The 12265-nt window shown below is 72.0% G+C and carries 12 protein-coding genes; 7 read left to right on the top strand and 5 right to left on the bottom strand.

The window, feature by feature from the left end; genetic code table 11:
- Window positions 1-125: 125 nt before the first annotated feature.
- Entirely contained in the window at window positions 126-1658 is a 1533-nt protein-coding gene (locus tag ACFXGA_RS03975) for a M28 family metallopeptidase (RefSeq protein ID WP_378084151.1), read from the bottom strand.
- A 63-nt stretch (window positions 1659-1721) separates the two neighbouring features.
- The gene (locus ACFXGA_RS03980; protein WP_378084153.1) at window positions 1722-2369 is read right to left on the bottom strand and encodes a GNAT family N-acetyltransferase; all 648 of its coding nucleotides are present in this window, start codon (window positions 2367-2369) and stop codon (window positions 1722-1724) included.
- A 56-nt stretch (window positions 2370-2425) separates the two neighbouring features.
- Between ACFXGA_RS03980 and ACFXGA_RS03985 the strand changes: the two genes are divergently transcribed.
- Complete coding sequence (locus ACFXGA_RS03985) at window positions 2426-3394, top strand: NAD(P)H-quinone oxidoreductase (RefSeq protein WP_378084155.1); 969 nt, start codon at window positions 2426-2428, stop codon at window positions 3392-3394.
- Between the two features lie 335 nt (window positions 3395-3729).
- On the opposite strand, the gene ACFXGA_RS03990 is transcribed toward ACFXGA_RS03985, so the two are convergent.
- Both ACFXGA_RS03990 and ACFXGA_RS03995 read right to left on the bottom strand, forming a co-directional pair.
- Window positions 3730-4371 carry a class I SAM-dependent methyltransferase gene (locus ACFXGA_RS03990; RefSeq protein WP_378084157.1) on the bottom strand — a complete coding sequence of 214 codons (642 nt, stop codon included), beginning with the start codon at window positions 4369-4371 and terminating at the stop codon, window positions 3730-3732.
- Window positions 4372-4384: 13 nt separating this feature from the next.
- Entirely contained in the window at window positions 4385-5584 is a 1200-nt protein-coding gene (locus ACFXGA_RS03995) for a cysteine desulfurase-like protein (RefSeq protein WP_378084159.1), read from the bottom strand.
- A gap of 113 nt (window positions 5585-5697) precedes the next feature.
- Here ACFXGA_RS03995 and ACFXGA_RS04000 point away from each other — a divergent pair, with 113 nt between their 5' ends.
- The 6 genes from ACFXGA_RS04000 (at window position 5698) to ACFXGA_RS04025 (ending at window position 10233) form a co-directional block, all read left to right on the top strand.
- Window positions 5698-6249: a bacterial proteasome activator family protein gene (locus tag ACFXGA_RS04000; protein ID WP_378084161.1), complete on the top strand. Its 552-nt coding sequence runs from the start codon at window positions 5698-5700 to the stop codon at window positions 6247-6249.
- Window positions 6250-6341: 92 nt separating this feature from the next.
- Window positions 6342-7214 carry a TylF/MycF/NovP-related O-methyltransferase gene (locus tag ACFXGA_RS04005; RefSeq protein WP_378084163.1) on the top strand — a complete coding sequence of 291 codons (873 nt, stop codon included), beginning with the start codon at window positions 6342-6344 and terminating at the stop codon, window positions 7212-7214.
- A 59-nt stretch (window positions 7215-7273) separates the two neighbouring features.
- Window positions 7274-8194 (top strand): ABC transporter permease, encoded by a 921-nt coding sequence (locus tag ACFXGA_RS04010; protein WP_378084165.1) that lies wholly within the window; start codon window positions 7274-7276, stop codon window positions 8192-8194.
- A gap of 19 nt (window positions 8195-8213) precedes the next feature.
- Window positions 8214-9029 (top strand): ABC transporter ATP-binding protein, encoded by an 816-nt coding sequence (locus ACFXGA_RS04015; protein ID WP_378084166.1) that lies wholly within the window; start codon window positions 8214-8216, stop codon window positions 9027-9029.
- Between the two features lie 9 nt (window positions 9030-9038).
- Window positions 9039-9935, top strand: a complete 897-nt coding sequence (locus ACFXGA_RS04020) for a glycosyltransferase (protein ID WP_378084168.1) — start codon at window positions 9039-9041, stop codon at window positions 9933-9935.
- Window positions 9936-10020: 85 nt separating this feature from the next.
- Window positions 10021-10233 carry a hypothetical protein gene (locus ACFXGA_RS04025; RefSeq protein ID WP_378084169.1) on the top strand — a complete coding sequence of 71 codons (213 nt, stop codon included), beginning with the start codon at window positions 10021-10023 and terminating at the stop codon, window positions 10231-10233.
- Between the two features lie 11 nt (window positions 10234-10244).
- On the opposite strand, the gene ACFXGA_RS04030 is transcribed toward ACFXGA_RS04025, so the two are convergent.
- Window positions 10245-12101 carry a glycosyltransferase gene (locus ACFXGA_RS04030; RefSeq protein WP_378084170.1) on the bottom strand — a complete coding sequence of 619 codons (1857 nt, stop codon included), beginning with the start codon at window positions 12099-12101 and terminating at the stop codon, window positions 10245-10247.
- Window positions 12102-12265: the final 164 nt, after the last annotated feature.

A 12265-nucleotide genomic window follows, 5' to 3' on the forward strand; every position in this document is an offset into this window, starting at 1 on the left:
GGTTTTTGCCTAACCAACGGGGCCGTTTACGGCGGGGGGGGGCCCCGGCCCCGCGCGGGGGGGAAACCGGGCGGGGGGGCCCCCGCCGGGGCAACCCCCCCTCCGTTACGCGTTCAGCGCGTGCGTCACGCCACGTCGGCGTGCGAGTGCTGGTGCGCTTCCACGTGCAGCGAACGCAGCGCGGCCGCACGGGCCGCGGCCCGCTGGGACCGCGCCGGCACGCCGTTCACGCTCTCGGTGCTGATCGCGTAGGACGCCGTCACCCACGCCAGCGCGTCGGCGTTGCGGTCCAGGGCGACGCGGTCGACGTTGCCCAGGTTGTCGCCCGAGCCGTGGTAGTTCGGGTCGTAGGCGATGCCCGCCGTGCCGCCCCACTTCGCCGCCTGCGCCTCGGTCTTCACGCCCTCCGCGCCGGTGAACAGGCCGCCGGCCGGGATGCCCTGCGCGATGAACTCGCCGTAGTCCGAGCGGCCGGTGAAGTCGGTGCCCTCGGTCTGCACGCCCTTCTCGACCGTCAGGTACTCCACGAACGCCTGCTCGATCTGCGCGGAGCCGTACGGGCCCGCGCCCGCGCCGACGCCGTCGGAGTCGTCGCCGTCGTAGACGAAGTACGCCGCGTTCGGCGAGCCGATCATGTCGAAGTTCAGGTACAGCGCGATGTCGAGCTGCTGCTCGAACGTCAGCGACTGCACGTACTTCGTCGACCCGACGAGGCCCAGCTCCTCCGCGCCCCACCAGCCGAACCGCACCGCGTTGTTGACCTTCGGCGACCCGCCGAGCTTCAGCGCGGTCTCCAGCAGGCCGGCCGAGCCGGTGCCGTTGTCGTTGATGCCCGCGCCGTTCTCGACGCTGTCGAGGTGCGCGCCCGCCATCACGACGTTGTCCTTGCGACCGGTCCTGGTCTGCGCGATGACGTTACGCGAGACGCGGTCCTCCTCGTGGTAGCGCAGGTCCACGGTCACGGTCTGGCCGCCGAGCCCGGCCAGCGCGGTGCCGTCGGCGCGGCTGACGCCACCGGTGGGCACGACGCCGGGCGAGCCGAGCGTGACGCCCGACAGCGGGCCCTCGACGTTGTTCGCCACGATCACCGCGATGGCGCCCGCGGCGGCCGCGTTGCGGTGCTTGATGTCGAACGTGCACGCGCCGCGGCGGATCAGGGCGATCGCGCCGGTGAAGTCCTGCCCGGCGAAGTCGGTCGCCTCGCAGCCCGGCGTGGCGTCCTCGGGCACGACGCGCAGCGGGCCGGTGACGCCGCCGACCGGCGTCTGCGGCGAGAACTCCATCGGGATGTTCTCGTACGTGGTCGCGCCCACCTTGGCGATCGCCGCGTCGGTGATCTGCACGGGGTAGGTGAACTCCGGCGTGGTCACGTCGAAGCCCGCGCCGCGCAGCTTGCCCGCGACGTAGTCCACGCTGGCGTCGTAGCCCGGCGTGCCCGCCGCGCGGTTGCCGCCGTTGCGGTCGGCGATGCGCTGGAAGGCGATCAGGTGGCGGTTGACCCCTTCCGCGGTGACGTCCTTGGTGAGGCTCTTGGCCAGCTTGGGGCCGTCGAGCGCCGACTTCGCCGGCGCGGCGTCGGCGACCGGCACGGCGACCAGTGCGAGGGATGCGGACGCCGCGAGGATCGCCGCGCGTCGGATCCCGGTTCTACCTGACATGATCGAGTTCCCCTTCACTCGGATGCCGAACCCTCACAAGATCCCGGGGGTGAAATCAATCCGTCACTCGGCGGGTTCTCGCCCAGTGAGCAGGGGCAAGCACGGCGTGACACCGCTAACCTCCAGGGTCCAGTCGGGTCGGACGAACCGGTCCGGGGTCAGCAGCAGCCGGGTCTGCTCGGCCGGCTCACCCCGCCTGACCTGCCGGAACGTGCCGTCGGGCCGGTAGCCGAGCTTGCGGCTCACGGTCTGCGAGGCGAGGTTGTCGGTGAACGCGCTCGACCGCGCCGCCACCGCGCCGAGGTGGTCGAACGCGAACGTCACCACGGCAGCCCGCATCTCCGTGCCGATGCCGCCGCCCTGGTGCCGCAGCCCGACCCACGACCCGCTGCCCACCTCCCGCAGCACCGGGAAGTCGTCGGCGTTCAGCGACTGCACGCCGACCACGCGGCCGTCGAGGCGCACGAGGAAGTTCAGCTGCCACGCCCGAGGCGAGAGCGTGGCGCGGAGCTGCCAGTGGTGCTGGAAGGTGTTGTTGCCGAGGCGGTCGCGGGGCGCGTCGGTCCACTCGACCCCGAACGGCATCCGGTCGGGCGGGTGGATGCCGTCGATCGCGAGGTCGGCCAACTCGGCCAGGCCCTCGTCGTCGTCGGGCCGCAGCTCCAGCCGCGGGGTCCGCAGCACCAGGTTCCGGAAGGGCCAGTGGTCCATGCCGGTCCATGGTGGCGACCGCGCGGGCGTCGGGCGAGCGGATTACCGTCGGGGTCATGCGCGCGATCACCACTCGTGGACCCGGCGGACCGGACGTGCTGGCGTGGACGGAGGTTCGGGATCCCGAACCCGGACCGGGCGAGGTGCTGCTGGACGTCGCGGCGACCGCCGTGAACCGCGCCGACCTGCTCCAACGCCAGGGCCACTACCCGCCGCCGAAGGGCACGTCGGACGTGTTGGGGCTGGAGTGCTCGGGCACGGTGGCGGCGCTCGGCGAGGGCGTGACGGGGTGGCGGGTCGGCGACGAGGTGTGCGCGCTGCTGGCCGGCGGCGGGTACGCGGAACGGGTCGTCGTCCCGGCCGCCCAGCTCCTGCCGCTGCCCGGGGGCGTCGACCTGGTGACGGCCGCGTCGCTGCCCGAGGTCGCCTGCACGGTGTGGTCGAACGTCGTGATGGTGGCGGGGCTGAGCGCCGGGGAGACGTTCCTCGTGCACGGCGGGGCGGGCGGCATCGGCACGCACGCGATCCAGGTCGCCAAGGCGCTCGGGGCGCGCGTCGCGGTCACGGCGGGGTCGGCGGAGCGGTTGCGGCGGTGCGCCGAGCTGGGCGCGGACGTCCTGGTGAACTACCGCGAGCAGGACTTCGTGGCCGAGGTCGGGCAGGCCGACGTGGTGCTGGACAACATGGGCGCGGCCTACCTGGAGCGCAACGTGGACGTGCTCGCGCCGGACGGCCGGCTCGTGGTCATCGGCCTGCAGGGCGGGGTGAAGGGGCAGCTCGACATCGGCAAGCTGCTGTCCAAGCGGGCGAGCGTGACGGGCACCGGGCTGCGGTTCCGGCCGGTGGACGGCCCGCACGGCAAGGGCCGGATCGTGGCCGAGGTGCGGGAGCACCTGTGGCCGCTGATCGCGTCCGGGCAGGTCAAGCCGGTCGTGCACGAGGTGCTGCCGATCGGGCGGGCCGCCGACGCCCACCGCGCGCTGGAGGGCGGGGACGTGTTCGGCAAGGTCGTGCTGGCCGTGTGAGCAGCCCCGGCCGGCTGGCCCGCTGCCCGCGCGAACCCGGAATTGTCGGACCCCGCCGGTAAAATCAAGACAGGGGTCCCCTGGCGGGGACTCCTGCGAAGCGATGGCGGAACGTGACCGGTCCGGCACAGTCCGTTAGCGAGGCCGGGCGGTCGGTGCGCCGCGTGCGGTCGGTGCGGCGCGAGGGCTGTTCGGCGCGGGCGGCGGCCGACCCGGCGGTTGCGGTAGTGCGGCGGTCGGGCTCGGTCCGGCGCGACCTCGGGCGGATCGGTGGCTGGGGTCGGCGGGCGTGTCGGTGGTGGGCGGGTCGGTGGCCGGCGGGGCGGGTGGTGCGGTCAGTCCAGCGCGGTCGCGGTGGCCAGGAACGTGCGCGGCGTGGTGCGGAAGCGCAGCGCGAACTCCTCCGCCCACCGCACCAGCACGGTCTGCTCGCCCGGTCGCTCGGCGTCGTCCACCAGGACCGCCGCCCCCGGCGCGAGCACGCCCCGCAGCACCGGCAGCGCCGGGTACCGGGCGTCGCCGAGCAGCGGCCCGTCCACCAGCAGCAGGTCGACCAGGCCGTACCGCTCCACGTACGCCGACACCTCGTCGTGCACGAGCCGCGGGTGGTACCACTGGGCGTTGCCGAGCGCCGCCGGGTGCGGGGTCAGGGGCGCGTGCACGACGCGTGCCACGTGGCCGAGCCCTTCGCGGCGCAGCTGGCTCGCCACGAAGGCGGCGGTGCGCTCGTCGTGCTCGACGGACAGCAGGTGGCCGAACCCGCGCCGGGCCAGCAGCCGGGCCAGGACGACCGACGACGCGCCGCACCCGCACTCCACGAGCACGGTCCGCGAGCCCAGCAGCACCTCGTCCACCACGGCCGCCAGCGCGGCCGGGCGCAGCTCGTGCGCGGTGTTGGGCAGGTACTCCGTCATGAGGGGCGCGAGGCGGTGCAGCGCGGCGAGGTCGGCGAGCTCCCGTGACAGCAGGTCGTCCACCCAGCCCCCGTCCTCACCCCAGCTCGGCGACCGCCCGCACGAGCTCGTCCACTTCCGCCGCGTTCGTGTAGTGCGCCAGGCCGACGCGGATCGCCCCGCCGACCTCGCCCACCCCCAGCACCGAGAACACGCCGTGCTGGCCCGAGTCGGCGAACGCGCACACGCCCCGCTCGGACAGGTGCTCGACGCCGTCGGTCGCCTTCACGCCGGCCACCGTGAACGCCAGCGCCGGCACGCGGCGCATGGCGTCGCCGATCACCATGACGTGACGGAGCGATCGCAGTTCGTTGATGAGATTAGCCAGAAGTCCCGCCTGGTACGCCTTCACCGAACCCAGCGACGTGAGCACGCGCTCCCGGCGCGGGCCCACCGCGGCGTCGTCCAGACCGGCCAGGTACTCCACGGACGCCACCAGGCCGGCCAGCAGCGGGTAGGCGTGCGGGCCCAGTTCCAGGCGTTCGGGACCCCGCGCGCCGGGCTCCACCGCGACCGACGGCAGCAGGTCGAGCATGGCCGGGTCGCGGAACACCAGCGCGCCCACCGGCGGGCCGCCCCAGGTGTTCGCCGACACCGCCACCACGTCGGCGTCCATGGACGTGATGTCGAGCGGCACGAACGGCGCGGCGGCGGAGGCGTCCACCACGACCAGGGCGTCCGTGCGGCGCGCGGCCTCGGCGATCTTGCGCAGGTCGGGTCGCGTGCCGACGGAGCCGGACGCGGCGGTGACGGCGACCAGCTTGCACTTGGGCGTGACCAGCTCGTCGTACTGCCAGGCGGGCAGCTCGCACGTCTCGATGTCGACCTCGGCCCACCGGACGACGCTGCCGGTGCGCTGCGCGGCCCGCTGCCACGGCGCGATGTTGGCCGGGTGGTCCAGCCGGGACACCACGACCTCGTCGCCGAGGAACCAGCCCTCGGACAGCGCGTCGGCCAGCCGTTGCAGCAGCACGGCGGAGCTGGGGCCGAGCACGACCCCGGCCGGGTCGGCGCCGACCACGTCGGCCACGGCCCGCCTGGCCGCGTCGACGATGGCCTCGGCGCGTTGCGAAGCGGGGAAGATGCCACCCGGCCCGGAGACGGGTGCGCGCAGCGCGGTGGAGACGGCCGTGGCCACCTGTTCGGGTACTTGCATGCCCGCAGGAGCGTCCAGATGAACCCAGCCGTCGCCGAGCGCGGGGAACAGCCCACGGACCCGGGCGACGTCGAACGCCATGCCGCACACCGTACGGAGGACGTCGGCGCGAGCGACAGCAGGGGCCGCGGGTTTGGCACCCGATCCGTGACCCGGTTCGGCGTTCGCCACCCCATCGGGCCAGGATGGGGGGCATGAGCGAGGCACCCCGAGGTGATCAGGTGGAGAACGAGCGGCACGTGGTCGTGGTCGGCCCGGACGGCACCCCGGTGGGCGCCGCGCGGGTGCCGGCGGGCGACGAGGCGGGCGGCCAGGACGTGACCGACCTGGTCGAACAGCCGGCGAAGGTCATGCGGATCGGCACGATGATCAAGCAGCTGCTGGAGGAGGTCCGGGCGGCTCCCCTGGACGAGGCCAGCCGCAACCGGCTCAAGGAGATCCACAAGCGGTCGATCGACGAGCTGGAGGACGGCCTCGCGCCGGAGCTGCGGGAGGAGCTGGAGCGGCTCTCCCTGCCGTTCACCGAGGAGGGCACCCCGTCCGACGCGGAGCTGCGGATCGCCCAGGCGCAGCTGGTGGGCTGGCTGGAGGGCCTGTTCCACGGCATCCAGACGGCGCTGTTCGCGCAGCAGATGGCGGCGCGGGTCCAGTTGGAGCAGATGCGGGGCCGCGCGCTGCCCGCGGGCACCGGGCACGGCGAGGGCGAAGGCGGTCCGCACATCCGCGGGACCGGGCAGTACTTGTAACGTTCCGCCGCGGTGGTGGCGTCGTGGGAGTGGACAACGGGCACCGCGTTGCCCGAACGTGTTCACCGCCACATCCGCGAGAGGAGCGTCCAGTGCTCGACAGAGTCCGGCACAACCCATTCGTCGACGAGGTGCGGAAGCGCGTTCGCGGCAAGATCTTCCGGGTCATCGACGACGTGGTGCGCCCCTACCACCACGAGCAGTCCGAGCGGATCGTGCGGATGCAGCAGGTGCTGGGCCGTCTCGAGGACGAGCTGAGGGAGCTGCGCGGCCAGGCCGAACGGGCGGTCGACGCGACCATCCAGCACGAGATCCGCGCCCGGCGCGACCTGGTGTTCGCCGGCGAGCAGGAAGCGGCGTTGCAGAGCGCGCGGTTCGTGCGCGAGCACCTGCCGACCGCGCCGCACTTCGGCCACCCCCACGCCACGCTGGAGCACGCCCTCGGCCTGGTCGAGGTCGAGGGCATGGCGCTCGAGTTCGGCGTCTACACCGGCGGCACGCTCAAGCTGATCGCCACCGCGTTCGAGGGCCGCGAGGTGTACGGCTTCGACTCGTTCGAGGGCCTGCCCGAGGACTGGCGCAACGGCTTCCCGGCCGGGCTGTTCGGTGTGGACGGGCTGCCCGACGTGGACGGCGCGGAGCTGGTCGTCGGCTGGTTCGACGACACCCTGCCCGGCTTCCTGGAGGCCCACCCCGGCCCGGTGTCGTTCCTGCACGTCGACTGCGACCTGTACTCGTCCACCAGGACCGTGCTGGACCTGGTCGGGCCGCGGCTGGTGCCCGGCAGCGTGATCGTGTTCGACGAGTACTTCAACTACCCGGGGTGGCAGGAGCACGAGCACCGCGCCTGGACGGAGTACGTCGAGCGCACCGGCCTCCGGTTCGACTACTGCGGGTACACGTACGACCACGAGCAGGTGATCATGAAGGTAACCGGGGTGCCCGAGGCTCCTCAGCAGGGGTGACCGCACCGTGACAGCCCGGCGACAGGGCCGCCACCCCGTCGCCGGTAGTCTCAACCCTTGTGCAACCCACGAGTACGGTCGAGCGACCCCCCGCTCCCCTGGCACCCAACTCGCGCACCTTCGCGCGCGCGTTCGGCGACGTGCGCGACGCCTGGCGGCAGCGCGAGCTGTGGGCCCACCTGGGGTGGCAGGACATCAAGCAGCGTTACCGCCGGTCGGTCATCGGTCCCCTGTGGATCACCATCTCCATGGGGACCACGGCGCTCGCCCTCGGCCTGCTCTACTCGCAGTTGTTCAACCAGCAGCTCGGCACGTTCCTGCCCTACGTCACGGCCGGGTTCATCATCTGGCACTTCATCCTCGGCGTGGTCACCGAGGGCACCGAGGTCTTCATCGCCAACGAGGGCCTGATCAAGCACCTGCCCGCGCCCATCACGGTGCACGTGCTGCGGATGGTGTGGCGCCAGGTGCTGTTCCTGATGCACAACATGGTCGTCTACGTGGTCGTCGTGGTGATCTTCTTCCCGACGCTGAGCCACGAGTACCGGATGGAGGGCGACCTGGTCATGCAGCCGGGCCTGTCCTGGGCCGCGCTGATGGCCATCCCGGGTCTCGCCGCCGTCGTGCTGAACGCGGTGTGGGTGGCCCTGCTGTTCGGCATCATCAGCACCCGGTTCCGCGACATCCCGCCGGTGATCAGCAGCTTCATCAACCTGATCTTCTTCATGACGCCGATCGTGTGGCACGTGGGCGTGCTGAACAAGGTCACCGGCGGCAGCGGCGACCAGGGCGACTGGCGCATGCTGATCGCCGAGCTGAACCCCATCTACCACTACGTGGAGATCGTCCGGGCCCCCCTGCTCGGTCACGTGCAGGACTGGCACCACTGGGTGGTGGTCGGCGCGATCACCGTCGTGGGGTGGGCACTGGCGCTGGTCGCGATGCGGAACTACCGTGCCCGCGTCTCCTACTGGGTCTGAGTGAGGCCGCAAACACATCATGGTCAGCATCGACGTCTGGAACGCCTCGGTCGACTTCCCGATCTTCGACGCCAAGTCGAGGTCGCTGAAGAAGCTCGCGCTGGGCAAGGTCGGCGGCAAGATCGGCTCCGAGGGCCGCGTGCCGATCATCGAAGCGCTGCACGACATCACCATCTCGCTGCGGCACGGTGACCGGGTCGGCCTCGTCGGCCACAACGGCGCCGGCAAGTCCACGCTGCTGCGGCTGCTCGCGGGCATCTACGAGCCCACGCGGGGCAGCTCGCGCATCGTCGGCAAGGTCGCGCCCGTGTTCGACCTCGGCGTCGGCATGGACCCGGAGATCTCCGGGTACGAGAACATCATGATCCGCGGTCTGTTCCTCGGCATGAGCCGCAAGGAGATGGAGAAGCGGGTCGACGACATCACCGAGTTCACCGAGCTCGGCGACTACCTCCAGATGCCGCTGCGCACGTACTCGACCGGCATGCGGGTGCGGTTGGCGCTGGGCATCGTCACGTCCATCGACCCGGAGATCCTGATCCTGGACGAGGGCATCGGCGCGGTCGACGCGGCGTTCATGGCCAAGGCGCGGGACCGGCTCACCGAGCTGGTCCGGCGCTCGGGCATCCTGGTGTTCGCGAACCACTCCGACGACTTCCTCGCCGAGTTCTGCGACACGGCCATCTGGATGGACGAGGGCCAGGTCAAGATGCAGGGCTCGCTGCGCGACGTGCTCACCTCCTACAAGGGGCGTGACCCGTTCGAGCACATGAGCGAGGAGACGCTGGAGCGGCTCGGTCAGCCGCGGGTGCTGAGCGGGAACGGTGGCGAGTAGGTGAGCGTGGTGGGCGCACTGCCGCAGGGCTCCGTCGTCGGGGTCGTGGTGACCCGGCACCGGCGGGAGCTGCTGGCCGACTCGCTGAAGGTGCTGGCGTCGCAGACCCGTCCGCTCGACCACCTGGTGGTCGTGGACAACGGGCCGGACCAGCCGGTGGACGACCTGGTCGCGCAGTGCCCGATCCCGACCACGTACCTGGCCTCGCACCGCAACCTCGGCGGCGCGGGCGGGTTCGCGCTCGGGATGCTGCACGCGCTGTCGCTGGGCGCGGACTGGCTGTGGCTGGCCGACGACGACGGTCGGCCGGCCGACGAGAACGTGCTCGCCGTGCTGCTGGAGGAGGCGAAGCGGCGCGGGCTGGCCGCGATCTCGCCGGTGGTGGCGAACATCGAGCGGCCGGAGAAGCTCGCGTTCCCGCTGCGGCGGGGGCTCACCTGGAAGCGGAACGCGGCCGAGCTGGGCGCGGACTTCCTGCCCGGCATCGCGTCGCTGTTCAACGGCGCGCTGTTCAAGGCGTCCACGGTGGACGTCATCGGCGTGCCGGACTACCGGCTGTTCTTCCGCGGCGACGAGGTGGAGATCCACCGGCGGCTGGTGCGCACCGGGCTGCCGTTCGGCACGTCGCTGAAGGTGACCTACCTGCACCCGGACGGGTCGGACGAGTTCAAGCCGATGCTCGGCGGCCGGTTCCACGCGCAGGACCCGGAGAACGCGGTCAAGCGCTACTACACCTACCGCAACCGCGGGTACCTGCTGTCCCAGCCGGGCATGCGGAAGCTGGGGCTGCTGGAGGCGTTCCGGTTCGGGCTGTACTTCATCGGGGTGCGGCGCGACCCGAAGGCGTTCCTCGAATGGGTGAAGCTGGTGCGGCAGGGCCGGCGGGAGCGCTTCTTCCGCAAGTAGGGGCCCGAGGGGTTCAGCCCGACGCGGAATCGCTGACGGCGAACCCCTCTTGCCCGGTCCACCCGCCGCTGGTGGGCTGTGCGGCATGACTTCTGAAGCGCGTAAGACGTCCCTCGTCCTGCACCTGGCCGCGAACCCCAGCCCGATCTCCATCAGGGTCTCCCAGGAGACCGCCGACGATCTCGGCGCACGGCTGATCCAGGTCGTGCGCAACGGCCACACCCAGGCCGTCCCGACCGTCGACGGCAAGGAGTTCGTGGTCAACTTCAGCCACGTCGTGGCCGCGCACTTCGAGTAGCCCTCGCGGGGTCAGCGGTTCTCGAAGACCTTTCGCCACTGCTCGGCCGACGTCAGGTCGGGCAGGGCGTCGCGGTACTGGCGGCGCAGCCGCGGCCACTCCTTGCCCAGCCGGCGGTAGTTGCGGACGGCCCGCGCCATCAGGGTGCGGAACTGCTCGGGGTCGCGCTTGTAGAACGCGACGCCGGTGCCGTCCGCCGTGGACACCGTGGCGCTGTCCAGGTTGCCCAGCAGGAACCAGCGGGCGTTCAGCGCGGGCACGTTGAGCTGCGGGCGGTCGCCCGCGGACGGCTGCGGTGGGCGCAGGTTGTGCAGCACGGACTTCGCCGCGCGCACCGCGATGGTCGCCTTGCTCCTCGACGGCTGCAACAACGCCTCGGCGCGCACCTGGTCGAACGTCGGCGGCGGGAACTCGCGGGCCGACTCCAGGCGCCGGGCGTCGCTGTACTCCTCGCGCATCGCGCGCACCATCGGCAGCGCGGTGCGCAGCGAGTCGAACAGCCCGGCCGGGCCGTCGAGGAAGTCCTCGATCGCCTTCTGCTGCAACGCCACCGTCGAGTACTCCATGGACAGCAGGTGCCGCAGGGACAGCTTCAACCCGTGCTTCACGATCACGTTCCGCACGTCGTACGGGCTGTGCAGGGCGGCCAGGACCAGCCGGTTGCGGGTGTGGAAGTACGCCTGCCAGTCGGTCGAGTCGTTCTTGTCCGTCCACGGCATGTGCCACACCGCCGAACCCGGCAGCGACACCGTCGGGTAGCCGTGCTCCAGCGCGCGCAGCGAGTACTCGGCGTCGTCCCACTTGATGAACAGCGGCAGCGGGTAGCCGGTCCGCTCCACCACCTCGCGCGGGAACAGGCACATCCACCAGCCGTTGTAGGTGGCGTCGACCCGGGGGTGCAGCTCGGGGGTCTCGCGCAGCGAACCGGTGGCGAAGTCGTGGTCGGTCACCGCGCCCGGCGCGGCCCGCCAGAAGCACGTGCCCAGGTCCACGATCTCCGCCGTGCTGTGGATCCTGGTCCTGGCCTGGAGGTTCAGCATGTGGCTGCCGACGATGACCGGCGACGCGGCGGCCCGCGCGAACGCGTTGGACCGCAGCACGGCTTCCGGCTCCAGCCGGATGTCGTCGTCCATCAGCATGATCTGGTCGGCGTCGGTGTGCTCGACCGCCTCGAACATGCCGCGGGTGAACCCGCCGGAGCCGCCCAGGTTGTCCTGCTCCACGACCTCCAGCCGGTCGCCGAGGGCCGCCGCGGCGGCCGCGAAGCCGTCCACCGAGCGGACCTTGACCGCGCCCTGGTCGGCCACGAACACCTTGGTCACGACGTCCAGCACCGCCGGGTCGCCGCCCAGCGCCCGCAACGCCTCCACGGCGTCGTGCGGGCGCATGGTGGTGATGCTGACGGCGACCTTCTGCGCCGGCAGCGGCGTGCGCACCGCCCACTCCGCGTCCCGGATCTCCAGCGCGGCCTCGTGCGTGAACGCGTCGAACCAGACGAACCCGCCGTCCTCGAACGGCCGCAGCGACACCGGGAACTCGAGCACCCGCCACTCGGCCGCGTCCCGGACGAACGAGCCCTCCAGGTGCACGACGTCGCCGCTGGGCTTGGAGCGGTACACGTCGACCCGGCCGGAGCCGCGCACGCGCATCCGCAGCACGACCTCGTCCACGACCGTCCACCGCTTCCAGTAGCTGGCCGGGAACGCGTTGAAGTAGGTCGCGAACGACACCTTGGCGTGCTCCGGCACGGTCAGGCCGCGCCGGGAGTCCACCTGGCAGTGCACGTTCTCCGGTTCGTCCAGGTACATCGGCCGGACGTCGAGCGGGTCGTCGTCCCTGGGCAGGATGATCCGGTGCACTGCGTCCACTGGAGGTCCCTACGGGTGAGAAGCGCGTGAGCAGGAAGTGGGGGAAGAGGAGCGGGGGGGGCCCCCCCCGCCCCCCCCCCCCCCCCCGCGGAGAGCTGGAAAACAGCCCCCCCCACACCGCGGGGGGGCGCCGCCCCCCCCCCCCCGCGGGCCCCGCCGCCCCA

The sequence above is a fragment of the Actinosynnema sp. NPDC059335 genome (assembly GCF_042752395.1).
Lineage (GTDB): Bacteria > Actinomycetota > Actinomycetes > Mycobacteriales > Pseudonocardiaceae > Actinosynnema.